The organism is Desertibaculum subflavum, assembly GCA_003576705.1.
GTDB lineage: Bacteria > Pseudomonadota > Alphaproteobacteria > Ferrovibrionales > Ferrovibrionaceae > Desertibaculum > Desertibaculum subflavum.
In genome coordinates this window covers 110,013-132,849 of record QOZS01000004.1, presented here as the reverse complement: position 1 = coordinate 132,849, position 22,837 = coordinate 110,013, and the positions used below count along the sequence as shown (strand labels likewise).

General features: G+C 69.1%; 20 protein-coding genes. 11 read left to right on the top strand and 9 right to left on the bottom strand.

Features of this window, described 5'->3' with window-relative positions; all coding sequences use genetic code 11:
* Positions 1–15: 15 nt before the first annotated feature.
* Positions 16–456: a MarR family winged helix-turn-helix transcriptional regulator gene (locus tag DT074_RS03625; RefSeq protein WP_119418441.1), complete on the top strand. Its 441-nt coding sequence runs from the start codon at positions 16–18 to the stop codon at positions 454–456.
* Here the strand turns inward: DT074_RS03625 and DT074_RS03620 are convergent.
* From DT074_RS03620 to DT074_RS03605, 4 genes are all read right to left on the bottom strand, one after another.
* Positions 453–1,751, bottom strand: a complete 1,299-nt coding sequence (locus DT074_RS03620) for a hemolysin family protein (RefSeq protein ID WP_119418440.1) — start codon at positions 1,749–1,751, stop codon at positions 453–455. The genes DT074_RS03625 and DT074_RS03620 overlap by 4 nt on opposite strands.
* Positions 1,752–1,843: 92 nt before the next feature.
* The gene (atzD, locus tag DT074_RS03615; RefSeq protein WP_119418439.1) at positions 1,844–2,950 is read right to left on the bottom strand and encodes a cyanuric acid amidohydrolase; all 1,107 of its coding nucleotides are present in this window, start codon (positions 2,948–2,950) and stop codon (positions 1,844–1,846) included.
* Positions 2,951–3,010: 60 nt separating this feature from the next.
* Entirely contained in the window at positions 3,011–4,012 is a 1,002-nt protein-coding gene (locus DT074_RS03610) for an LLM class flavin-dependent oxidoreductase (protein WP_119418438.1), read from the bottom strand.
* A 12-nt stretch (positions 4,013–4,024) separates the two neighbouring features.
* The gene (locus DT074_RS03605) at positions 4,025–4,660 is read right to left on the bottom strand and encodes a LysE family translocator (RefSeq protein WP_119418437.1); all 636 of its coding nucleotides are present in this window, start codon (positions 4,658–4,660) and stop codon (positions 4,025–4,027) included.
* Positions 4,661–4,905: 245 nt separating this feature from the next.
* Here DT074_RS03605 and DT074_RS03600 point away from each other — a divergent pair, with 245 nt between their 5' ends.
* Complete coding sequence (locus DT074_RS03600) at positions 4,906–5,304, top strand: DUF1330 domain-containing protein (RefSeq protein ID WP_119418436.1); 399 nt, start codon at positions 4,906–4,908, stop codon at positions 5,302–5,304.
* Between the two features lie 53 nt (positions 5,305–5,357).
* Complete coding sequence (locus DT074_RS03595) at positions 5,358–8,054, top strand: DUF2339 domain-containing protein (protein ID WP_119418435.1); 2,697 nt, start codon at positions 5,358–5,360, stop codon at positions 8,052–8,054.
* Here DT074_RS03595 and DT074_RS03590 read toward each other — a convergent pair.
* On the bottom strand, positions 8,041–9,492 hold the full coding sequence (locus tag DT074_RS03590) for a caspase family protein (RefSeq protein ID WP_119418434.1): 1,452 nt from the start codon (positions 9,490–9,492) through the stop codon (positions 8,041–8,043). The two genes, DT074_RS03595 and DT074_RS03590, sit on opposite strands and share 14 nt — an antisense overlap.
* A gap of 59 nt (positions 9,493–9,551) precedes the next feature.
* Positions 9,552–11,180 (bottom strand): AMP-binding protein, encoded by a 1,629-nt coding sequence (locus DT074_RS03585; RefSeq protein WP_119418433.1) that lies wholly within the window; start codon positions 11,178–11,180, stop codon positions 9,552–9,554.
* Positions 11,181–11,307: 127 nt separating this feature from the next.
* Between DT074_RS03585 and DT074_RS03580 the strand changes: the two genes are divergently transcribed.
* The 3 genes from DT074_RS03580 to DT074_RS03570 all read left to right on the top strand — a co-directional run bounded on the left by DT074_RS03580 (position 11,308) and on the right by DT074_RS03570 (position 14,959).
* Entirely contained in the window at positions 11,308–12,600 is a 1,293-nt protein-coding gene (locus DT074_RS03580; protein WP_119418432.1) for an O-acetylhomoserine aminocarboxypropyltransferase, read from the top strand.
* Positions 12,601–12,614: 14 nt separating this feature from the next.
* Positions 12,615–13,409, top strand: coding sequence for an alpha/beta fold hydrolase (locus DT074_RS03575; RefSeq protein ID WP_119418431.1), 795 nt, complete (start codon positions 12,615–12,617; stop codon positions 13,407–13,409).
* Between the two features lie 137 nt (positions 13,410–13,546).
* Positions 13,547–14,959, top strand: a complete 1,413-nt coding sequence (locus DT074_RS03570) for an FAD-binding oxidoreductase (protein WP_119418430.1) — start codon at positions 13,547–13,549, stop codon at positions 14,957–14,959.
* 462 nt (positions 14,960–15,421) lie between these two features.
* On the opposite strand, the gene DT074_RS03560 is transcribed toward DT074_RS03570, so the two are convergent.
* Positions 15,422–16,288 (bottom strand): transglycosylase SLT domain-containing protein, encoded by an 867-nt coding sequence (locus tag DT074_RS03560; protein ID WP_119418428.1) that lies wholly within the window; start codon positions 16,286–16,288, stop codon positions 15,422–15,424.
* 160 nt (positions 16,289–16,448) lie between these two features.
* Between DT074_RS03560 and DT074_RS03555 the strand changes: the two genes are divergently transcribed.
* The gene (locus DT074_RS03555) at positions 16,449–16,877 is read left to right on the top strand and encodes a CHRD domain-containing protein (protein WP_119418480.1); all 429 of its coding nucleotides are present in this window, start codon (positions 16,449–16,451) and stop codon (positions 16,875–16,877) included.
* A gap of 69 nt (positions 16,878–16,946) precedes the next feature.
* A complete protein-coding gene (locus DT074_RS03550; RefSeq protein ID WP_119418427.1) occupies positions 16,947–17,915 on the top strand; it encodes a D-2-hydroxyacid dehydrogenase in 969 nt (322 codons plus the stop codon).
* Positions 17,916–17,987: 72 nt separating this feature from the next.
* On the opposite strand, the gene DT074_RS03545 is transcribed toward DT074_RS03550, so the two are convergent.
* The gene (locus DT074_RS03545) at positions 17,988–18,932 is read right to left on the bottom strand and encodes an aldo/keto reductase (protein WP_119418426.1); all 945 of its coding nucleotides are present in this window, start codon (positions 18,930–18,932) and stop codon (positions 17,988–17,990) included.
* A gap of 59 nt (positions 18,933–18,991) precedes the next feature.
* Here DT074_RS03545 and DT074_RS03540 point away from each other — a divergent pair, with 59 nt between their 5' ends.
* Both DT074_RS03540 and DT074_RS03535 read left to right on the top strand, forming a co-directional pair.
* Positions 18,992–19,876 (top strand): MBL fold metallo-hydrolase, encoded by an 885-nt coding sequence (locus tag DT074_RS03540; RefSeq protein WP_119418425.1) that lies wholly within the window; start codon positions 18,992–18,994, stop codon positions 19,874–19,876.
* A gap of 3 nt (positions 19,877–19,879) precedes the next feature.
* On the top strand, positions 19,880–20,767 hold the full coding sequence (locus tag DT074_RS03535) for an MBL fold metallo-hydrolase (RefSeq protein ID WP_119418424.1): 888 nt from the start codon (positions 19,880–19,882) through the stop codon (positions 20,765–20,767).
* Here DT074_RS03535 and DT074_RS03530 read toward each other — a convergent pair.
* The gene (locus DT074_RS03530) at positions 20,764–21,756 is read right to left on the bottom strand and encodes a protein-methionine-sulfoxide reductase heme-binding subunit MsrQ (protein ID WP_119418423.1); all 993 of its coding nucleotides are present in this window, start codon (positions 21,754–21,756) and stop codon (positions 20,764–20,766) included. The genes DT074_RS03535 and DT074_RS03530 overlap by 4 nt on opposite strands.
* A gap of 87 nt (positions 21,757–21,843) precedes the next feature.
* On the opposite strand from DT074_RS03530, the gene DT074_RS03525 reads away from it, so the two are divergent.
* Positions 21,844–22,836: a hypothetical protein gene (locus tag DT074_RS03525; RefSeq protein ID WP_162914588.1), complete on the top strand. Its 993-nt coding sequence runs from the start codon at positions 21,844–21,846 to the stop codon at positions 22,834–22,836.
* Position 22,837: the final 1 nt, after the last annotated feature.

Here is a 22,837-nt window from a genome sequence, read left to right as displayed (position 1 = left end):
GCAGGCGCCTGCGCGTTGAACCCGGCCAAGCCGACCATCGCCCGCGGGCTGCTGCCGGAGCTGATCGGCTATCGCCTCAGGCGGGCGCAGGTGCGCGTGTTCAACGACTTCCTCGCCTCGCTGGCGCCGTTCGAGCTGACCCCCGGCCTGTTCGGCGTGCTGGTGCTGATCGACAGCAATCCCGGCTTGAACCAGAGTCGGCTCGGCAATGCCATGGGGGTGGACCGCTCCACTGTGGTGGCGGTGATCGACCGGCTGCAGGCGCGCGGCCTGGTGGCGCGCAAGCCCTCGACCTCGGACCGGCGGGCGCACCGCCTGACCTTGACGCCGAAAGGCAAGTCGGCGCTGGAAGCCGCGGTGCCGGAAGTGCGGGCGCATGAGGCCCGCATCGCCGAGGCGCTGACCACAGAGGAGCGGGCGGCGCTGCTGCAGCTGCTGGAGAAGCTCGCGCCTTAGCCGCCGCCGTCGCCGCCGATCGGCGAGACCAGAACCTTGTCGATGCGGCGGCCGTCCATGTCGACCACCTCGAAGCGGAAGCCGTTCCATTCGAAGCTTTCGCCGGTCTGCGGGATATGTCCGAGCCGCCACAGCACGAAGCCGGCGACGGTATGGAACTCCCCGGCCTCGGGCGGGGTCGCGAGGTCGAGCAGCTCGGTCAGCCGGTCGACATTCAACGCGCCGTCGATCAGCCAGGTGCCGTCCTCGCGCGTCACCACTTCGGGCACGGCCGGCCCCTCCGGACCGGCCAGCTCGCCGACGATGGTCTCCAGCACGTCGGTCGCGGTGACCACGCCGAGCAGGCTGCCGTACTCGTCAACCACCAGCGCCATGTGGATCGGCGAACGCTTCAGCAGGTCCAGCACCTGAAAGGCATCGGCACCTTCCGGGATCACCGACGCCTCCTTCACCACGGCGCGCAGGTCGAACGCTTTGTCGGCCAGCGCCCAGTCCAGCAGGTCTTTCGCCTGCACGATGCCCATCACGTCATCGATCGAGCCGCGGCAGACCGGGAATCGCGAGCGGCCGCTCTCGACGATCTTGCGCAGGTTGACCTTCGGATCGTCGTCGATGTTCAGCCAGACGATATCGGTGCGATGCGTCATCAGCGCCCGCGCCGGCCGGTCGGCCAGGCGCATGACGCCGGAGATCATCTCGCGCTCTTCCTCCTCGATCACGCCGTGCTCGGCGCCTTCCTCGATGATGGTACGGATCTCGGCCTCGGTGACGCCGGGATCGGCCTCGCGATGGGCGCCGACCAGGCGCAGCACGGCTTCGGTGGAGACGCGGAGCAGGAACACGATCGGCGCCCCGATGCGCGACAGCAGGTCGAGCGGGCGGGCGACGAAGGCGGCGATCGGCTCCGGCCGGCGCAGCGCCAGCCGCTTCGGCACCAGCTCGCCCAGCACCAGCGACAGATAGGTGACGATGACGACGACGATGGCGATCGAAAGCCCGTTCGCCGCCGGCGCCAGCGCCGGGATGCCCGCCAGCCACGCGGCCAACTTGTCGGCGATGGTGGCGCCCGAGAGCGCGCCGGCCAGCACCCCGATCAGGGTGATGCCGATCTGCACCGTCGGCAGGAAGCGCTCCGGCTCCTCGGCCAAGGTGCGGGCGAGGCCGGCGCCGGCATTCCCCGCATCCTCCATCACCTCGAGCCGGGCCCGCTTCGCCGACACGACCGCGAGCTCGGCCATGGCGAAGAAGCCGTTCAGCAGGATCAACAGAAGAATGGCGAGGGATTCGAGCAACATCGTTCTGCAATAGCTCCCGTCCGGCGGGCCCGGGCGGGGCCCCCGTCTCTGAGGCGGGATGATAGCAGGTGGCGCGCGGCCGTCAGTCGCCCTCAATCCGGCGCTTTGCGGGCGATCACCGCGACGGGGCCGCCGCCATCCGGCCCCTGATGCTCCGCCCCGCCGGAGACGAACAGCCGCGTGTCGCCGATCAGGCCGGCCAGCACGCCGCCGACCAGGGCGCGGGCATGGCGAGTCGCGTTGATGTCGCTGTCGTCCCACATGATGTGGCGGGCGCCGCGGATCTGGCCGGACCGCGCCGGCTCCGCCTTGCACAGCACCGCCGCGATCCGGCTCCGCTCCTCGGGCCCGAGCTGGCCTTCCGCCCGGAAGCCGAGCCGGCGCAGCACGGCCTGCGCCTCGGCCAGGTCGATCGCGTCCTGCATCACGCCATGGTCGATCACGAGGTCGCCGCCCCAGGCATCGCTCATGCCGGCCACCATGATCTCGTTGCGCATCAGCTCGATCCCGGCCGAGGTCGAGGCGCGGCCGGACCAGAGCGCGAGGTCGTGACCGATCACGGCATCGCTGAGCGCATCGGCCACGACTTCGCCGAGCGCCACGGCGACGCCGAGCGCGGAGGCGCCGCGCGACAGGCCCATGGAATGATAGGTGTCCTCCGTCGCGACGCGCTGGCCGCGCGCCTCGGCCTCGGCGATGCGCTCGCGGGTGAGCAGAGGGCACTTGATCTGCACATAGTGCACGTCGCTCGACGTTGCGATCGCCGCCGTCCGCATCGCCGCGACGACGGCACGGGCGGTTTCCTCGACCTGCGCCGTGCGGCCGATCTCCTCCGGACGGAAGGCGCGGGTGAAGGCGGTGCCGAGGGCGAGCCGCTTGCTCCCCGGCTGCCCGCGCCCATGCCCGCGAGCGAACACGATGAAATGCGGCGACAGCCCGCCTTCGGTGCCGCCGGACATGACGAAGGCGACCCGGTCGCCGATCTCGCCCGGCGTCGTACCGAGCCGGGCGGCGAGGGCGCTCTTCAGGCTCGCCGTCGCATAGCCGCGGGTGAAGTCGTTGACGCAGCCATTGCCTTCGGTCTTGCCGAGCACGGCGACCAGGCCGTCGGGCGCGAGAAGGCCCTCGTCGATCAGGCGGATGACACCGCTCGTATCCGACGGATCCGCCATCGGCACGCGGAAGACCTGGGCTTGCATAGGGATTCCTCCGGCTCGTCGCTCGCCGCCGGCGCAGCAAGCCGCGTGCCAAGACAGGGATCAGGCGGTGAGGCGCTGCTGCACCCGCGGCAGGACTTCCTCGGCGAACAGCCGCATCGACCGCTCCACGCGGTCGAATGGCAGCAGGCCGAAATCGGCCAGCGCGATGACGTGGTCGACGCCCCAATCGGCGAGCTGCAGCATCTTCTCGGCCACCGTCTCGACCGAGCCGAACAGAGCGAGCCCGCTCGCGATCACGTCGTCATAGGTCTGGCGGCGGGCATAGAGGCGGGTAGCGACATAGAGGTCGAAGGCCTCGGCCGCCTCGGCCCTGGCTTCCGCATCGGTCGCCGCGACATAGGTGTGCAGGGTCACGCCGGTCGCGCCCACGAAATCCTTGCGCTCCTTCTTGCGCAGTCCTTTGTGATGCTGGGCGATCAGGCCCTGGATCTCCTCGAAGCGGCCGACCGAGGCATAGGGCACGCAGAGCATGTTGTGCCCCTTGGCGCCGATATCGTAGGCCCCTTCCGGGCGCAATGTCGCGACCGCGATGGGCACCGGGTGCTGCACCGGGGCCACGTTGATCTGCACGTTGCTCAGGCGATTCCAGCGGCCCTGGAAGCTTACCTTCTCGCCCGCGAGCAGGCGTGTCAGCACATAGAGGTTCTCGTCGAACCGCTCGCGCTTCTCCGCCGGGTCGATGTTGAAGCCGGCGAATTCATGCGCGAGATAGCCGGAGCCCAGGCCGAGCTCGAGCCGCCCGCCCGACAGCACGTCGACCAGGGCATAGCTCTCCGCCACTTCGACCGGGTTCCGGAAGGCGAGCGCGGCGATGGCGGTGCCGAGTCGGATGCGAGTCGTCTGCGGCGCCAGCGATGCCAGCAGCACGGCCGGGTTGGGGCAGGCGCCGTATTCGTGGAAATGGTGCTCGGCGACATAGAAGGCGTGGTAGCCGAGCGCCTCGGCGAGCCTGGCCTGGGCCGTCACCTGCGCGTAGAGCTCCGCCATGCTGCGCGCGCGGCCGGGATGATGGTCGAGGACGGTGAAGATCGAGATGCGCATCGCGTGCCGGCCTCAGCGCTGTTCGGCGGCGAGACGCAGGCCGAGCGCGATCAGCACCGTGCCGGTCACCGCCTCGATCGCCTGCCGCACGCGGCCGCGGCGCAGCAGGTCGCCCGCCTTGGCGACCACGACGGCATAGAAGACCAGCCAGAGGAAGGTCATCAGGCTGAACACCAGGCCGAGCGCGAACAGGCCGGTCAGCATGCCGTCGCCCGGCGTGGCGAATTGCGGCAGCAGGCTCGCAAAGAACACCGCCATCTTCGGGTTGCCGAGATCGCTGATCACGCCCTGGCGGAACGCTGCGGCGGGGCCGAGCCGGCGCGCGATGGGTCGCTCGCCGCTCGCTGCTTCCGAATGGCGTGCTGCCCAGGCGGCGCGCAGCGATTGCAGGCCGAGCCAGACGAGATAGGCGGCGCCGGCATACTTCACCGCCAGGAACAAAGGCTCGGAAGCGACCAGCAGCGCGACCACGCCGATTGCGGTCGCCAGCGCCCAGATCGCCTGGCCGGTGGAGACGCCGAGCGCGGTCAGGATGCCGCCGCTCCGGCCGCCGAGCAGCGTGTTGCGCACCGTGATCGCCGTATCCGGCCCCGGCGTCACGATGACGATGATCGACACCCCGAGAAACGCCAGGAACGACCCAGTCATGTCGGCGAACTCCCCAAACACGGAGGAAAGCGTTGCAGAAGCCGCAGGACCATGCAATCCGCACTGAAAAAAGCCCTCTCCGCCCTCGAAGAGGGGGAGAGGGTTGGTAGAGGTGGGGAGGATGCGGTACGCCGAGCACGTGCGGACGGCAGTTACCACTGCGGATGGCCCACCTCCCCCAAACCCCCTCCGCCCTATGGGCAGAGGGGGCTTAGGATTGCCGCATTGATTCGAAGGAGGAAGAGATGGACCCGAAGCCGCGACAGCTCGACGCCCTGGCCGCATCGGCGGAGAAGGGGCCGGTCGTCATGCTGAACCTGGTCAAGTTCCGCGCCCGGGCCACCGATGGCAGCGGCAGCGGCTACGACGCCTATCTCCGCTATTCCCGCGGCTTCGTACCGCTGCTCAAGCAATGCGGCGGCACCATCCTCTGGGCCGGCAAGGTCACCGGCGTCGCCATCGGCGACGATGCGGGCGACGCCTGGGACTATGCCGTGCTGGTACGCTATCCGCACCGCCAGGCCTTCGTCGCCACCATGCGCTCCGACGGCTATGCCGCGATCAATCCGCATCGCCTGGCCGGCCTGGAGAAGCACGTCATCCTGCCGGTCGGCGAGACCTATTCGAAGCTGCTCGCAAGCTGAATCGGGCTCGGCTAGCTTGGCGCGGGCCGCAAGCGGCCCGTGGGGGTGGTGGGGTGATCGAGATCCTGTTGCTGGCGGCGGTCGCCTTCGTCGGCTGGCGGCTGCGCGAGACCGGCCTGCTGGTCGGGCAGCTGCAGGCCGAGGTTCAGGCATTGCGCCGTCGTCTCGACGCCATCGAGACCGCGCCGCGCCCGTCGGAGCCGGTGGAGGAATCCGGCGCGAGCCCGGAAGTCGCGGCCGCGGCGCCGGTCCCGCCGCCGGAAGCCGCGCTACCGGCAAGCGACGCGCCAGTGCCGGAGGTCGAGCCGGTTCCGGCGGCGGCCAGCGCCGCGCCGCCACCACCACCTCCGCCGCCGCAACCCCCTGCCGAGCGCCCGCGCCTGGAAGAGCTGCTCACCGTGCGCTGGGCGGTCTGGCTCGGCGCCGGCACCATCGCGCTCGCCGCCATCTTCCTGGTCCGCTATTCGATCGAGCAGGGCCTGCTCGGCCCGACCGTGCGCATCGCGCTCGGGCTCGCTCTCGGCCTCGCGCTGCTTGCCGGCGCGGAATGGCTGCGCCGCTTCGATCCGGAATTGCCGATGCTCGGCGACGTGCCGCGCGCCCGGGTGCCGGCGGCGCTCGCCGCCGCGGGCGTGGTGGCGCTCTACGCCTCGGTCTATAGCGGGTTCGAGCTCTATGGCCTCGTCTCGCCCGGCATCGCCTTCATCGCCATGGCGGTGATCGCCGCCCTCGGCCTCGCTCTGGCGCTGCTGCATGGCAGCCTGCTCGCCGTGGTCGGGCAGGTCGGCGCCTTCGCCGTGCCGCTGCTGGTCGCCGGGCCGGAGCCTTCCGCGGCCGGCCTCTTCATCTATCTGTTTGCCGTCACCGCCGGTGTGGCCGGCCTCGCTCGTTATCGCGACTGGGGCTGGACCGGCTGGATCGCGGTCGCCGCCATCACGGCCTGGACGTTGCTCTGGCTAGCCGACGGCTATCGCGCCGGCGATGCGCTGGCGGTCGGCCTGTTCCTGGTCGCGACCAGCGGCCTGTTCGCCATCGCGCTGGCCGGGCCGCTGGGCGCGCGGGGCTGGCGCGCCGACGATCCGGGGCCGGTCGCGCTCGGCATCTTCGCCGTCCTCGCCGGCCTGCTGGTCGGGCGCGACGGCTATGGCACGACCGCGCTGATCGGCTTCGCCGCTATCGCCGCGATCATGCTGCTGCGCATGCGCTGGCGCGAGGGCGAGACCGGCGTCGAATACGTGCCGCTCGCGGTCGCCCTGCTGCTGGTCGCCGCCTGGCCGCTGCCGCAGGGGGTGGAACGGCCGGAGGCGCTCGGTGTCATCGAAGGCATGGCGGCCGGCTTCGCCTCGGCGCCGCTGGTGCCGCCCAGCCTGCAGCGCTTCGTCGGCTGGTGTCTCGGTCTCGGCGTGCTGTTCGGCGCGGCCGGCGCGGGCGGGCTTTGGGGCGCGCGGCGGCCCGGGCGCTGGGCCGTGCTCGGCGTGACGGCGCCGGTCGTGCTGTTCGCCCTCGCCTATTGGAAGGTGACGGCGCTCGATACCTCGCTGCCCTGGCTCGCCGCCGCGCTGGCCTTGGCGCTGCTCTTCCTCAGCATGGCGGCACGGCTCAACGGCTATCGGCAGGTGCCGGGCCTCGACGCCGCGCTGGCGGCCTATGCGGTCGGCGTCACCGCGGCAGTGACTTTGGCCTGCGTCACTACTTTCCGCACCGGCTGGCTCACCGTCGCACTCGCGGTCGAGCTGCCGGCGCTGGCGTGGATCTACCTTCAGCTGCCGCTGCGCGCCCTGCGGCGGGTGGCGCTGGCCCTGGCCGGCATCGCGATCGTGCGCCTGCTGTTCAACCCGGAAGTGGCGGCCTACGACCTCGGCGGCTGGCCGATCCTCAATCCGCTGCTCTACACCTACGGCCTGCCGGCGCTTGCCTTCGCGCTGGCCGCGCGCCTGTTCGCCCGCGACCGCCGCGATCTCACCGTCGAGGTGCTGGAAGGCGGCGCCATCGCCTTTGTCGTCGCGCTGGCCAGCCTGCAGATCCGCCATGCCGCCTGCGGCGGCAGCATCGATTGCGCCGATTCCGGCCTGGTCGAGGCGGCGGCGCTCACCCTGGCCTGGGGCGTGATCGGCTGGGCGCTCTACCGCGCGCGCGACGTGCATCCCTCGCAGGCGGTGATCTGGGGCGGGCGCGTCGTCACCGCCATCGCGCTGCTGCTCCTGCTGTTCGGCAATCTCATCCTGGCCAATCCGCTGTTCAATGGCGACGCGGTCGGTGCCTGGCCAGTGGTCAACGCGCTCGGGCTTGCCTATCTCGCCCCGGCCCTGCTCGCGCTGCTGTTCCTGCGGACGGCGCATCGGCGCGGCCAGCGCGCCGTCGCCAACTCCGCGGCGGTGACCGGCCTGGTGCTGGGCCTCGTCTATCTCAGCATGGAGGTGCGCCGCGCCTTCGTCGGCAACGTGCTGGACGAAGGCCCGGTCAGCGACGGCGAGTACTACGCTTATTCCGCCGTCTGGCTGCTCTACGGCGCGGCGCTGCTCGGGCTCGGCATCGGGTTCCGCCAGCACGGCCTGCGCTACGCCTCGCTCGCCATCCTGGGGCTGACCATCGCCAAGGTCTTCCTGTTCGACATGGCGGAGCTGACCGGCCTGTTGCGCGCCTTGTCGTTCCTGGGCCTCGGCCTGGCGCTGCTCGGGCTCGGCTGGATCTACCAGCGCTTCGTGTTTCCGCCGCGGCGTCCCGCGGCGCCGGCGGTCAGCGCGCCGTGAACTCGATGCGGTAGTCGGCGCAGCGGCTGTTGCGGCTGCCGTTGACGCTGTCCCTGGCGGTAAAGCTGCCGTCGGCGCCGATTTCGCTGTTCGACACGATGAAGTTGAAGCCGAATCCATCCGCCTGTGCCGGCGTGCCCCCGCCGGTGCGCGCCGACACGGAGATGCGCAGGCCGCTCGCCATGCGCTCGATATACACGGGACCGCTCATTCCATCGCCGCTGTAGGTCGCCCGCCACGGCGCATGGCCGTTGGCGCCGAACTCGATCCGCTTGGACGAGGAGAGCTTGTAGCTGAAGCCGCAGGCCTTGCTGGCCACCACATAGACGCCCTTGACCTCGCGCTGAGTGTACAGCGCGGCGATGTCGAAGCTGCCCTCGTGGGATGTGGCGGCGGCGGCCGGTGGCGCCGGCGGGGGCCGGTTGCGCTGGAAGTCGTTCGATGTCACCGGCGGTGCGGCGGCGATCTGCGCCGGCGGCGCCGGGGATGGCACCGGCTGGCGCAGGGCCGCGGCCTTGGCGCGCGCCAGCTCGACGAAGCTGCCATTCGGGAACTGGCGAAGATAGGCGTCGAACATCGACGGGTCCTGGCTCGCCTGGATCGAGTTCCAGAATACCAGCTCCTTGTCGACGGCCGGCGCGGGCGGCGGCGCAACCGTGGCGGGCGCCGGCGCCGGCGGCGCCACGCGCGGCGCCTCGCGGAACGAGAACGAGCCGGTGAGGGAGGAGGCTTCCCACGGCGTCTGCGTGCCGGACGAGGCGCGCGCCACCTCGACACGCACGCGCTTGAACACCTCTTCCACCGGCAGGCCCGGCGCATCCAGCGCGCGCACCAGCTCCGCCGTGTAGAGCCCGTTCGCCCCGCTTCCGTCCGCCGCCGTCTTGCCGGGCGCGGTGGCATAGGCGATCAGCGTGCCGGTCGGGGCGTTTATCTGGGCGAGGCCGCCTTCATAGGAGCGGAAGCGGCGCTCGAACGGGTTGTTGCGGCAGGCATCCAGGATGACGATGTTGACGCGCGATCCGGCGGCGCCCATCTGCTCGAGGAGAATATCCACATCCACGGTCTCGAGCCGCACGCGCGTTTGCGCCGCCACGCGCGCATCGACCGGCACGAGGTAATTGCGCCCGTCGACCTGCAGCCCGTGCCCGGCATAGAAGATGAGGCCGACCGTGTCGGGATTCAGCAGGTCGCCGAAATCGGCGACTGCGCGCTCCATCTCCAGCTTGGTCGTGTTCTCGCGTTGGACGACCTGGAAGCCGAGCTCCTTCAGCTTCGCCGCCATGGCGCGGGCGTCGTTGACCGGGTTCTTCAGCGGCGCGTCCTTGTAGGCCGCGTTGCCGATGACGAGCGCAACGCGCTTTTCCGCCAGGGCCGGCAGTGCGGCGAGGCCGAAAGCCACGACAATTATGGTTAACCAGGCGGGCAGGCGCATGGGCATGACGTCGATTTCAGGCCGCTTACTCTAACCCCAGGTTAATCGGCCGGAAATGACGGTCGCTACAGGCCTGCCCGCTCCCTGAGCTTGAAGCGCTGCACCTTGCCGGTCTCGGTGCGCGGCAGCTCGGCGATGAACTCGACGGCGCGCGGATATTTATAGGGCGCGAGCTCCGCCTTCACGAAATCCTGCAGGCCCTTCACCGCTTCCAGCGTGGCGGCGGCAGGATCGCGCGGCACCACGAAGGCCTTCACCACCTGCCCGCGCTCCTTGTCGGGCCAGCCGACCACGGCGCATTCCTTCACCTGGGGGTGCAGCAGCAGCACCGATTCCACCTCGTTGCCGGAGATGTTGTAGCCGGAGGAGACGATCATGTCGTCGGTGCGGGCCTGGTACCAGAAATAGCCGTCGGCATCGCGCATGTAGGCGTCGCCGGTGAAGTTCCAGCCGTCCTGCACATAGGCCGCCTGGCGCTCCGGATTGGCGAGGTAGCGGCAGCCGGTCGGGCCCTGCACGGCGAGCCGGCCGGTCTCGCCCGGCGGCAGCTCCTTGCCCTGGTCGTCGACCACCTTGGCGCGGTAGCCCGGAATCGCCTTGCCGGTGGAGCCGGGGCGGATTTCATCGCCGCGGCAGGCGATGAAGACATGCAGCATCTCGGTCGAGCCGATGCCGTCGATGATCTTGTTGCCCGTCGCCTTGAACCAGCCTTCCCAGACCGGCTTCGGCAGGGTTTCGCCGGCGGAAACGCATTCGCGGAGCGAGGAGAGGTTGTAGCCGCCGGCGAGATCGGTCATGGCGCGGAACGCGGCCGGCGCGGTGAAGAACACCGTCACCTTCCGCTTGCTGATCGTCTCGAGCATCACCTGCGGCGTGTACTGCTCGACCAGCACGGTCGCGGCGCCGGCATGCAGCGGGAAGGCGATATGCGCGCCCACGCCAAATGCGAAGGCGATCGGTGGCGAGCCGGAGAAGACGTCGTCCTCCGTCGGCTTCAGCACATAGCGGCTGAACGTGTCGCAGATCGCCATCACGTCGCGGTGGTAGTGCAGCGCGCCCTTGGCCTGGCCGGTCGTGCCGGAGGTGAAGCCGATCAGGCAGATATCGTCGGCCGCGGTGTCGAGCGTCTTGAACGTCGCCGGCTGGCGCGCCATGCGCGGCTCCAGCGCGGCGGTGTCGCCCGGCTTGTTGAACCAGACGACGCGCCTCAGCGTCTTGGCGCGCGATGCGGTCTGCTCCATCTCCTCGTGCAGGCGCCAGTCGCAGAGGGCGATGCCGATCTCCGCCTTGTCGGCCATGAAGGTCAGCTCGCGCCAGCGATAGAGCGGCATGGTGGCCACCACGATGCCGCCCGCCTTCATCACCGCGAACCAGATGGCGACGAACATCGGGTTGTTGAAGCCGCGGATCATCACCCGGTTGCCGGGCCGAAGGCCGAGCTCGTCCACCAGCACATGGGCGATCTGGTTCGCCTTGGCCAGCAGGTCGTTATAGGTCCAGGTCTCGTCGCCGAAATGATAGGCCGGGCGGTCGCCGAATTTCGCCGCCTGCTTGTCCAGCAGCTCGGCCGCGCAGTTCATCCGCGCCGGATAGGCGGCGATCTCCGGGGTCGCCTTCAGGTCGAAGACCGGCTGTGCCTCCGGCGGCGGCAGGTGGTCGCGCGCGAAGCTGTCGATATGGGCTGACTTGCTCATCGCCTCCCCGGAATCCGGGCTGGATTTTTCCCAGTTTGCGGCAAGCCGGCCCGCGCTGCAAAGGCCGCTTTGCCGCCGCTCACGGGCGCGTGTAGCGTGGCGGCCCACTCCTCGGGAGGAGGCGGCGATGGAAGCCAAGTTCCTGAAATTCGACACGATCAGCCTGCATGGCGGCCAGCAGCCCGACCCGGCGACCGGCGCCCGCGCGGTGCCGATCTACCAGACCACCTCCTACGTCTTCCGCGACACCGAGCATGCCGCCGCTTTGTTCAACCTGGAGCGCGCCGGCCACATCTATTCCCGCATCTCCAACCCGACGGTCGCGGTGCTGGAAGAGCGGGTTGCGGCGCTGGAGCAGGGCGTCGGCGCGGTCGCCGCCGCCTCCGGCCAGGCGGCGCTGCATCTCGGCATCGCCACCCTGATGGGCGCGGGCAGCCACATCGTCGCCTCGGCCTCGATCTATGGCGGCTCGCACAACCTCTTGACCCACACCCTGCCGCGCTTCGGCATCACCACGACCTTCGTCAACCCGCGCGACCTCGACGGCTTCCGCGCCGCGATCCGGCCGGAGACGCGGCTCGTCTTCGGCGAGACGCTCGGCAATCCCGGCCTCGAAGTGCTCGACCTGCCCAAAGTCGCCGATATCGCGCACAAGGCCGGCGTGCCGCTGATGATCGACAACACCTTCGCGACGCCCTATCTCTGCCGGCCGATCGCGCATGGCGCCGATATCGTCGTGCATTCGGCGACCAAGTTCCTCGGCGGCCATGGCGTGGCGATCGGCGGCATGCTGGTCGATGGCGGCAATTTCGACTGGGAGCGCTCGGGCAAGTTCCCGACCCTGACCGAGCCCTATGCCGGCTATCACGGCCTCGACTTCGCCGAGGAATTCGGCCCCGCTGCCTATGTCATGCGTGCGCGGTCGGAGGGCCTGCGCGATTTCGGTGCCTGCATGAGCCCGATGAACGCCTTCCAGATCCTGCAGGGCGTGGAGACATTGCCACTGCGCATGCAGCGCCATGTGGAGAACGCCCGCCGCGTCGTCGCCTTCCTGCATGCGCATGAGAGCGTCGCCTGGGTGAGCTATCCCGAGCTGCCGGAGCATGCCGACCATGCGCTGGCGAAGACCCTGCTGCCGAACGGCGCCGGCGCCATCTTCACCTTCGGCATCAAGGGCGGCCGCGCCGCCGGGCGCCGCTTCATCGAGGGGCTCCGCATCTTCTCGCATCTCGCCAATGTTGGCGATGCCAAGTCGCTGGTCATCCACCCGGCCAGCACCACGCATCAGCAGATGGATGCGGAGGCGCTGAAGGCCGCCGGCATCGGCGAGGACATGGTGCGGCTTTCGATCGGCCTGGAAGACCCGGCCGACCTGATCGACGATCTCGGCCAGGCGCTGCGCGGCTCGCAGAAGGGCTGAGGGGAGGCAAGCACATGTTCTTCACCGTGGACGGCCGCAAGGTCTATGCCGCGACCGGCGGGCGGCCGTTCGATCCGAAGCTGCCGACCATCGTCTTCGTGCACGGCGCCGCCGGCGACCATACGGTCTGGGCGCTGCAGACGCGGTGGTTCGCCTATCACGGCCGCTCGGTACTGGCGATCGACCTGCCGGGCAATGGCCGCTCGGAGGGCGAGATGCCGGCCTCCGTGCCGGCGCTCGGCCAGTGGCTGATCCGCTTCCTCGACGCGGCGGGGCTGGAGAAGGCGGCGCTGGTCGGCCATTCGCTCGGCAGCCTGGTCGCGCTCGAAGCCGCGGCACAGGCGCCGGACCGCGTCTGGGCCCTTGCGCTTCTGGGAAGCGCTCTCCCGATGAAGGTGAACGACGAGTTGCTCGCGCTTGCGCGCGAAGGCGACCACAAGGCCTATGAGCTGGTCAACGACTGGGCGCATTCGCGCAAGACCCATATCGGCGGCGCCCGCATGCCCGGCCTCAACATCATCGGCGGCGGCATGCGCCTCAACGAGCAGAGCCGGCCCGGCGCGCTCTACGCGGCGTTCAGCGCGGTCAACAGCTACCCGGAGGCGACGGGCTATGCCGCCGCCGCCAAGGTCACCTGCCCGGTGCTGATGCTGCTCGGCGAGCGCGACATGATGACCCCGCCCCGCGCGGCGCGCGCGCTGGCCGCCAAGTTCGCCTCCTGCGAGACGGTGACGCTGCCGGAATGCGGCCACAGCATGATGGCCGAGCGCCCCGACGAGACGCTCGACGCTCTGCGGGAAGCGGTGTGATATTCACCGCGGAGGATGCAGAGGGCGCAGAGTTGCGCGGAATTTTGTTTCGATCGCGCCAAGCGCGATCATCAAATTTCTCCGCGTGCCTCCGCGCCCTCTGCGTCCTCCGCGGTGAATAAGAAAGGAAGAAAGTGATGGGCAGGGACGAAGCGATCGAGGCGATCAAGCGGGTGGTGGGGCCGAAGGGCTATATCGAGGCCGAGGCCGATATGAAGCCCTATACCGAGGGCTGGATCGTCACCCATAAGGGCCGCTCGCCGCTGGTGGTGCGCCCGGCCGGCACCGAGGAAGTGGCGGCGGTCGTGAAGATCTGCGCCGACGCCAAGCTGCCGATCACGCCGCAGGGCGGCCATACCGGGCTTTGCGGCGGCGCCACGCCGACCGGCGGCATCCTGCTGTCATTGAACCGGATGAACCGGATCCGCGAGATCGATCCGGTCAACTACACGATGACGGTCGATGCCGGCTGCGTGCTGGAGGAGCTGCAGAAGGCGGCCGATGCGGCCGACCGCTACTTCCCGCTCAGCCTCGCGGCGGAAGGCAGCTGCACCATCGGCGGCAATCTCTCCACCAATGCCGGCGGCACCAACACGCTCCGCTATGGCAATGCGCGCGACCTCTGCTTCGGCATCGAGGTGGTGCTGCCCGACGGCACGGTGTGGGACGGTCTCAAGCGGTTGCGCAAGGACAATACCGGCTACGACCTGCGCGGCATGTTCATGGGCGCCGAGGGTACGCTCGGCATCATCACCGGCGCCGTGCTGAAGCTCTATCCCAAGCCGCGCCAGATCGCCGCCACCTGGCTCGCCGTGCCCGGCGCGGCGGCGGCGCTGGAGCTGCTGTCGCGCGCCCGCGCCGCGTCGGGGGATTCGGTCGAGACCTTCGAGTTCATCCCGCGCGAGGCGGTCGAGATGTATCTCCGCCACATCCCGCAGGCGGCCGATCCGCTGGCGACGAAGTATCCCTTCTACGTGCTGATGGAGATCGCGACCTTCGCCGCCGAGGGCGTCGACGTGACGGCGCTGACCGAGGCGCTGCTGGAAAAGGCGGCCGAGGACGGGCTGGTGACCGACGCCACCATCGCGCAATCGGAGGCGCAGCGCGACAAGCTCTGGCATATCCGCGAAAGCCTGCCGGAGGCGAGCCGGCGCGAGGGCCGCGCCGTGCATCTCGACATGGCGGTGCCGATCGCCAAGCTGCCCGATTTCTACGCCCGCGCGCCGCAGATCGCGGAAAAGATCTGCCCCGGCGCGCGCGCCTGGGGCTTCGGCCATTTCGGCGACGGCAACCTGCACTACGCCGTGCGCCCGCCGGCCGGCATGGCGCATCCCGACTTCATGGAGAAGCACGGCAAGCCGATGGAGTACGCCATGCTCGACCTGGTGGCGGAGCTCAAGGGCTCGTTCAGCGCCGAACACGGCATCGGCTTCGAAAAGCTCGCCGACATGACCCGCTACAAAGCGCCGGTGGAGCTCCGGCTGATGAAGAGCCTGAAGGCGAGCCTCGACCCGGACGGCATCATGAATCCGGGGAAGGTGTTGGGGTAGCGGCTCTGGTGCGTGATCAACTTCCGGCGGTGAGCGGCAGTCCGTGAACAGGCGCAGTTTCTACAATTGGGCAATGCCGTCGTTTTGGATCATCGCGGTGGTCTTCATCACTCTGCCCGCCGGATTCCACGTCGATACGTGGAGCGCTGTCGGCCTGGGGGATTTTCAGTACGGCGAATGGATGATCGTCGCTATCGTTGGACTCTGGTCCGTACTGATGATGCTACGATGTCCGAACTGCAAAACATCGATCGCGCGCACTGCGATTGCTGGTCGCCGGTTTATTTTCTGGTCGCCTCGCGTTTGCTCCAAGTGCGGTCACGATCTTGAATCGTAACCAAGTAGCGGTCTGATCTCCCTCCCCGACGACAGGCGGGGAGGGTCGGGGTGGGGTTTTCGGCTGCGCTGCGGGTGGCCAAAAAAACCCCCACCCAGCCTCCCCCGTCTTCGCCGGGGGAGGAGCTAACTCTTCTCTGCCGCCGCCATCTTCGCAAATTCCCGCCTCATCGCCTCCACCTTGGCAAGGTAACCCGCCGCGCTGTGGTCGCCGCAGCGCACCTCCGCCGCGAAGGTGATGCCGCTGCGCATCTGCCGGCGGGCGGCGCCGGGGCCGCAGAGGTGGATCAGGGCGGCGAGCGTCTGCTTCTGCTGCGTCGTTGCCGGCCGGCCGCGCAGCACGGCGGCGACGTGGCGGTCGAGATAGACGCTGGCGAGCTCGATCGCGTGGCTCGGCAGCACGCGGGTGTAGAGCGCGTTGGCGAAGCACCCTTTCTCCACCACGACGTTCCGGTGCACGCAGTAGCGCCGCGCCTCCTCGAAGGCGGCGTCGGTCATCTGGAACATGCCGACGGCGCTCGAGGCCGGCGCGTAGATCTCGAGCGGGTTCCAGCTCGCGCGCCAGCGCCAATAGGTGCGCGCCACCGGGTTGCCGGTGCTCTCGATCTGCGCCAGCGCGGCGAGCAGCTCCGGCGTGATCGTCGCCGTCGCGTGCGTGCGGAAGAGCGGGCCATAGGCGGCCCAGGTCTCGGCCGGTCGCTTGTGCAGCACGCCGGCGACCGGCCAGAACATCTCGGTCGGCTTGCGCGCCACCTGATAGGCGAGGTTGGCGCCGGCGAGCAGCACGAGGGCGAAGGCGGCGAGCGCCGCATAGACGCCAAAGCGCACGATGCGCGGCGCCGATGCGAACCGGCGCCGGGCGCGGCGCAGACCTCGGCGCCAGCGATCGATGCGGCGGCCGAAGGCGCTGCGGCGTTTGCGATTTCGGCGGGGCGGGGTTCGGGCAGCGCGGGTGGCAGCTTTGCGCTCGGGAATCTGGCGGGTCTGCGACATGGGAATGGCTCTCGTCACGCGGCGGCCCCGCCCGCTGGCCGGCGCGGAAGATAGCGCAAGCGCGGCCGACCGCGCCACGAAATCGTCGTCGCCGCCGGAATGCGTTAAGATCATACCGCACCGCGCGATGGGGGACGCGCGCCAACGAAGGAGGATGACCATGCCGCTTCGTCACAGTCTCGCCATTGCCGCCTTGCTCGCTTCGCTTGCCGCCGCTTCCGCCGAGGCGGAGGTCCGCCGGTTCAGCGCTGCCCTCAATCCCACCCAGGAGGTGCCCGCCGCCGTCAGCCAGGGCCAGGGCACCGCCAGCCTCATCCTGGACACCACGACCCGCAAGCTCACCTGGACCATCACCTGGCGCGGCCTCACCGGTCCCGCCACGGCGGCGCATATCCATGGCCCGGCGACGCCGGTCGAGAATGCCGGCGTCGTCATCAACCTCGCGCCGCAGGGCATGAAGACCCCGCTCGCCGGCTCGGCCGAGCTGACCGAGGCGCAGGTCACCGCCCTGCTCGCCGGCCGCTACTACATCAACGTGCATACGGACCAGAATAAGGCGGGCGAGATCCGCGGCCAGCTTTATCCATAGCCCACGCGGGCGCTGCGGCACCGTTCGGCGTCGGGTAGGATCGGCGGCAGCCGAACAAGGGGACAATTCATGCTGCCGCCGAAGGAACAGCTCACCATCTGCTTTGCCCATGCCGCCTACCGGATGAAGGACCGGCTGGAGCCGCGTGGCACCGGCCTGAGAAGCTTCGAAGTCCGGACCAGGGAAGATCTCGAAAAGCGGATCGGCGAGGCCGATGTGCTGCTGGTCTCCGGCCTCTGGCGCAACGAGCTGATCCCGATGGCGAAGAAGCTCAAATTCATCCAGTCGATCTCGGCCGGCGTGGATCAGTACGGCAAGCCCGAGCTCGCCAAGGCCGGCATCCGGCTGGCGAGCGCCCAGGGCGTCAACGCGCGCGCCGTGGCGGAGCACGCGATCGCGCTGGTCCTGGCGCTGGCCCGCCGCCTGCCGGAAGCGCGCGACAACCAGGCCAAGCATGTCTGGCGCGGCATGATCGGCGACCTGTCGATCCGCGAGGACGAGCTCGGCGGCAAGACCCTGCTCGTCGTCGGTCTCGGCCGCATCGGCGGCCGCCTCGCCCAGTTGGCCAAGGCCTTCGACATGAAGGTGATCGGTCTGCGCCGCGATCCCGCCTCCGGCGGCGATGCCTGCGACGAGGTGCTGGCGATGAGCCAGCTCAAGGCCTGCCTGCCCAAGGCCGATGTGGTGGCGCTCACCTGCGCGCTGACGCCGGAAACCGAGGGCCTGATGAGCGCCGAGGCGATCGGCCTGATGAAGCCGTCTTCCTATCTCGTCAACGTCGCGCGCGGCCGCGTGGTGGACGAGGCGGCGCTGGTCGCGGCGCTCAAGGCGAACCGCATCGCCGGCGCCGGCATCGATGTGACGCGCGAGGAGCCGCTCGCGTCGTCATCGTCGCTCTGGGACCTGCCGAACGCCTTCGTCACCCCGCATACCGGCGGCGAGACCCGCGCCTACGAGGACAATGTGCTCGACATCCTGCTGGACAATCTCGGGCGGCTCTGGCGCGGCGAGACGGCGCTGAAGAACCAGATCGTGTGAGCGCCCGCTCCACACTACGACGAGCCTGGGCGTCACACCGCCATGGCGGCGTGACGCCGCGGGGCCCGGAGCTCAACCCTTGGCGGTGATCTTGTCGATCGCCGCCATGTCCTCCGGGCTGATCTTCCAGCCCGCCGCCTTCACGTTCTCCTCGAGCTGCTCCGGCCTGGTCGCGCCGGCGATCACGCTCGATACCTGCGGCCGGCAGGCGAGCCAGGAGAAGGCAAGCTCCAGCATCGACTTGCCGCGCGAGGCGGCGAAATCGGCAAGCTTTTCGACGATCGGCCAATTGGCGTCGGTCATGTAGCGGTCGGCGAGGCGCTGGGTGGTGGTGAGGCGGGCGCCCGGCGGCAGCGGCGCGTTGCGCTTGTACTTGCCGGTGAGGAGGCCGCTCGCCAGCGGGAAGAAGGGCAGCAGGCCGAGGTCATAGGCCTGCATCGCCGGGATCAGCTCCTTCTCGATGTCGCGCACCAGGAGGCTGTATTCGTCCTGGCAGGAGACATAGCGCTCCAGGTTGCGCTCCTTCGAGGTCCACTGCGCCTCCACCACCTGCCACGACACCAGGTTGGAGCAGCCGATATAGCGGACCTTGCCCTGGGCCACGAGGTCGTCGAGGGCGCGCAAGGTCTCCTCGATCGGGGTGAGGGGATCCGGGCGGTGCTGCTGGTAGAGGTCGATCCAGTCGGTCTTGAGCCGCTTCAGGCTCGCTTCCACGGCGCTCATGATGTAGCGGCGGGACGCGCCTTTGAGCACCTCGGCCTTGTCCATCGGCAGGGCGAACTTGGTCGCCAGCACGATGTCCTTGCGGCGGGCGCCCAGCACCTGGCCGATGATCTCTTCCGATCCGCCCTGGTTGCCATAGGCATCCGCGGTGTCGAACAGGGTGATGCCAAGATCGATCGCCTTGTCGATCACCTTGCGCGAGGCTTCCAGATCGCAGCGCATGCCGAAATTGTTGCAGCCAAGGCCGACGGCCGAGACGCGCAGGCCGGAGCGGCCGAGATTGCGGATTTCCATCAGACTTCCCCTTGGCGTGATCTTGGCCGCATCATAGCGCGGTCAGAGGAGGGGTGAGCATGCAGGAACGGCTGATCGGGGATGTGCGCGTCACGCGTATCGAGGAGATCATGGGCCCGGGCTTCCCGGCCAAGGATTTCTTTCCGGAATTCGATGCGGAGACCTTCAAGTCACACGAGCATTGGCTGGCGCCGACCTACTACCAGCCGGAGAGCGGCAAGCTGATCGCATCGATCCATTCCTGGCTGGTGCGGACGCCGCACCACACCATCCTGATCGATGCCTGCAGCGGCAACCACAAGCCGCGTCCCGCCATGCCGCGCTTCGACATGCTGGACACGCCCTATCTCGACCGGCTGCAGGCGGCCGGCGTGGCGCCGGAACAGGTCGACTTCGTGATGTGCACGCATCTGCATGTCGATCATGTCGGCTGGAACACCCGGCTTCAGGACGGCCGCTGGGTGCCGACCTTCCCGAACGCGCGCTACGTGATGTCGCGCACCGACCACGACCACTGGGCGGCCGAGGCGAAGCGGCCGGAGACGGCCGCCTATCAGGTCAACACCTACAACGATTCCGTCCTGCCGGTGGTGGAGGCGGGCAAGGCCGAGTTCGTCGCCGACGGGCACCAGTGCGATGCCTGCCTCACCGTGCGGCCGACACCGGGCCACACGCCCGGCCATATCCGGGTCGACCTCGCGTCGAAGGACCGGCGCGCCGTGTTCTCGGGCGATGCGCTGCACAATCCGGTGCAGGTGCCGCTCTGGCAATGGAACAGCCGGTTCTGCGAGGACCCGGCGCAGGCGCGCAGGACGCGCGGCGAGCTGCTGGCGCATTGCGCCGAGACGCGCGCGCTGCTCATGCCGGCGCATTTCGCCCCGCCGCACGCGGCCTATATCAAGGCCAAGGGCGACGCCTTCGAGCTCGACTGGGATCGGGGGTAACTCGTGCAGGTCTGGCAGATCGGCGATGTGCGCGTCACCCGGATCGAGGAGTTCATCTGGTCCGCCGATCCGCCGTCGCGCTTCTTCCCCGATTTCGATCCGGAGGAGTTCGCCCGCCATGCGGACTGGCTCGCGCCGCACCACTACGATGCGGCGCGCGACCAGATCCGCTTCAGCATTCACAGCTGGTTGGTCGAGACGCCGCGGCATCGCATCCTGATCGATGCCTGCGGCGGCAACGGCAAAGAGCGTCCCGGCATGCCGGACTTTCATCTGCAGGACCGGCCCTTTCTGCAGCGGCTTGCCGCCGCCGGCGTGACACCTGACATGATCGACGTCGTCATGTGCACGCATCTGCATGTCGATCACATCGGCTGGAACACGCAAGCGAAGGACGGGCGCTGGGTGCCGACTTTCCCCAATGCGACCTACGTGATGTCGCGCATCGATCACGATCTCTGGCATGCCCGCGCCGGCGCGCCGGACGCGTCCGAATTCCGCCGCCAGGCCTATGCGGATTCGATCCTGCCGGTGATGGAGTCGGGTCGCGTCGCCATGGTGGAGGACGGGCATGAATGCGACGCGGCGCTCCGGGTCGTCGCCGCGCCGGGCCACACGCCCGGGCATTTCCGCATCGATCTCGCCTCCGCGGACAAGCGCGCGGTATTCGCCGGCGACGCGCTGCACAGCCCGTTGCAGGTGCCCCTCTGGCAGTGGAGTGCCAGCTCCTGCGAGGATCCGGTGCAATCGCGCGCGACGCGCCATGCCCTGCTCGGGCATTGCGCGGAGACGCGGAGCCTGATGCTGCCGGCGCATTTCGGCGCGCCGCATGCGGCCTATATCAGAGGACGCGGCGAAGCTTTCGAGCTCGACTGGGCGCCGCCCGGCTAGGTCGCGGGCTGCAGCGCGCGGCGGCGCTGTGTCGCGCGGGCGATGTCGATTGCCACCATGACGATGCCCGCCGCCAGCACCCACCAGGCCGGGCGCAGCATGCCGAGCGGGTCGAGATTGGCCGCGGCCACGCGCCAGGGATCGATGCCGGTGGTGAGCCCGTACCAGGCGGCCTCGCCGGCGGCCGTCAGCAAGGCGGTAAGGCCGGCGAGGGCGAGGCGGTGCAGCGGGCCCGGCGCGGCGAAGCCCGCCTGCATCAGGCGATGGCCCATCAGCCAGATGTAGCAGCCCGACATCAGCACGGCCTCGTCGATGCCCGACTTGCTGCTCTGCAGCAGGAAGTGGATCAGCGCGAGGGCGGCGAGCGGATAGGCGGCGCGGTGCAGGCGTTGCCAGCGCCGGCCGCCGAGCCGCCGCACCATGCGGTCGGTCGAGGTCGCCGCCAGCACCGTCAGGCCGGCCAGCGCGACGAAGCCGATGGTGAGATAGACGCGGAGCCAGATCTCGCGCGCGACCACGGCGAGATTGAAGCTCTGATCGGCGATGTAGAGCGTGAAATGCACCGCCGCATAGGCGAAGGCGGTGACGCCCAGCATGCGCCGCACCAGCATCAGGCGCGGCCAGCGCCCGATCTGGCGCAGTGGGGTGACGAGCAGGGCGAGCAGCAGGAAGCGCACCGTCCAGTCGCCGAGATTGCGCAGCGCCGTCTTGATCGGCTCGGCGCCGAACCCTTCGACCAGGCCTTGCGCGACCAGCCATAGACCCGGCGCCAGGACGAGCGCGAAGGTCAGGGCTTTCAGGGCGGAAAAGCGACCGGTGCGGTCAAGCCAGGGATACAGGGCGAAAGCTCCGGGCGGGTGCTGGCGGGGAGCATAGGCATGCCCCGCGGGCCGGCCAGTCGCAACTCCGCGATACCCGCAATGAGAGTTATTTAATTTATATTCTCTATATAGTACGCTCTTGCCGGTACGGCGGGCGGATTCGTGCATCAAAGATAGTTAATGCACGAATTGGTAGTTGATCGGGCCGCGTCGATCAGTATGTTCCTTGTTCGTTCTAAGCGCGAGGCAGGGATGATGCACGAGCTGGACGGAAATCGGACGCGGTTTTTCCCGCTGAAGCGGTTCGAGGTGCTCGATCGCTCGACAGGCCGGCGCGATCCGATCTATGCGCCGGACCATTGGCGCGGCGAACTCAGCCATCGCGACCTGATCTGGATCGCCGATCCGGATGGCGATTACCGGGTTCAGATCACCTTCGACGTCTTCCCGCTTCGCCGCGACCCGGTACGTCAGCGTGACGGATTGGTCGAAAGCATCGTCGCAGGAGTGGAGGAACAGGGCCTCGCCCAGCCGGTCGCGACGATGCGCGAGGGCGACCGCGCCCTGATCGAGGCCGCGAGCGACACGGGCGACGGCTTCCACGTCTTCCGCCTGTTCCGATTGTGGTCGCGCGACGACGTCTACTTCGTCGGCCAGCTCGGTCTCGAATACGGATCGCGCCTGGCCGATCGGCCGAGGACGCAGGACCTGATCGACCTCTTCCGCCCGCAGATCCTGCGGGCCGAGCCGCCCGCCGACCTGCCCCTGGTCGATCGCCTGCCGCCGCCGAAGCCGGACAGCCGCTTCAATTTCCGCGACCTGAAGCCAGTCGAGCCCTACGGCTTCATGCAGCTCCGCGTGCCCGAATACTGGGAGTCGGAAGAGGACGACGAAGGCCATGTCGCCTATTTCGATCCCGACGAGGCGGCGCTGACGCTGTTCGTCAACTACGTGGTGATCCTCCGCTTCCCGAACAACGGCGGTGAGCTACATCGCAAGGTCGACATGACCGCGCGCGAAGAGGAAGACCGCGGCGTTCGCCTCCGCCGCATCAAGTGGATGGTGTCCGACAGCACGCACGACCGCGCGATGTGGGCGATCGTCGATCTGGTGATGGATGCCGAACGCGCCGACACGCCGGAATTCCGCGAGCTGGTCGGCATCGTCAACGACGAGGTGCGCCGCATGCGCATCGGCATGCCGCCGGCGAGCGCCGAGGCCTGCGCCGAGCCGCGGCGGCGCGCGTGAG

Coding starts and splice junctions, on each gene's coding strand:
- DT074_RS03620 (WP_119418440.1), bottom strand. CDS start 1,751: ATGTTGCTCGAATCCCTCGCCATTCTTCTGTTGATCCTGCTGAACGGC.
- atzD (WP_119418439.1), bottom strand. CDS start 2,950: ATGCAAGCCCAGGTCTTCCGCGTGCCGATGGCGGATCCGTCGGATACG.
- DT074_RS03610 (WP_119418438.1), bottom strand. CDS start 4,012: ATGCGCATCTCGATCTTCACCGTCCTCGACCATCATCCCGGCCGCGCG.
- DT074_RS03605 (WP_119418437.1), bottom strand. CDS start 4,660: ATGACTGGGTCGTTCCTGGCGTTTCTCGGGGTGTCGATCATCGTCATC.
- DT074_RS03600 (WP_119418436.1), top strand. CDS start 4,906: ATGGACCCGAAGCCGCGACAGCTCGACGCCCTGGCCGCATCGGCGGAG.
- DT074_RS03590 (WP_119418434.1), bottom strand. CDS start 9,492: ATGCCCATGCGCCTGCCCGCCTGGTTAACCATAATTGTCGTGGCTTTC.
- DT074_RS03585 (WP_119418433.1), bottom strand. CDS start 11,180: ATGAGCAAGTCAGCCCATATCGACAGCTTCGCGCGCGACCACCTGCCG.
- DT074_RS03580 (WP_119418432.1), top strand. CDS start 11,308: ATGGAAGCCAAGTTCCTGAAATTCGACACGATCAGCCTGCATGGCGGC.
- DT074_RS03575 (WP_119418431.1), top strand. CDS start 12,615: ATGTTCTTCACCGTGGACGGCCGCAAGGTCTATGCCGCGACCGGCGGG.
- DT074_RS03570 (WP_119418430.1), top strand. CDS start 13,547: ATGGGCAGGGACGAAGCGATCGAGGCGATCAAGCGGGTGGTGGGGCCG.
- DT074_RS03560 (WP_119418428.1), bottom strand. CDS start 16,288: ATGTCGCAGACCCGCCAGATTCCCGAGCGCAAAGCTGCCACCCGCGCT.
- DT074_RS03555 (WP_119418480.1), top strand. CDS start 16,449: ATGCCGCTTCGTCACAGTCTCGCCATTGCCGCCTTGCTCGCTTCGCTT.
- DT074_RS03550 (WP_119418427.1), top strand. CDS start 16,947: ATGCTGCCGCCGAAGGAACAGCTCACCATCTGCTTTGCCCATGCCGCC.
- DT074_RS03545 (WP_119418426.1), bottom strand. CDS start 18,932: ATGGAAATCCGCAATCTCGGCCGCTCCGGCCTGCGCGTCTCGGCCGTC.
- DT074_RS03540 (WP_119418425.1), top strand. CDS start 18,992: ATGCAGGAACGGCTGATCGGGGATGTGCGCGTCACGCGTATCGAGGAG.
- DT074_RS03530 (WP_119418423.1), bottom strand. CDS start 21,756: ATGCACGAATCCGCCCGCCGTACCGGCAAGAGCGTACTATATAGAGAA.
- DT074_RS03525 (WP_162914588.1), top strand. CDS start 21,844: ATGCACGAGCTGGACGGAAATCGGACGCGGTTTTTCCCGCTGAAGCGG.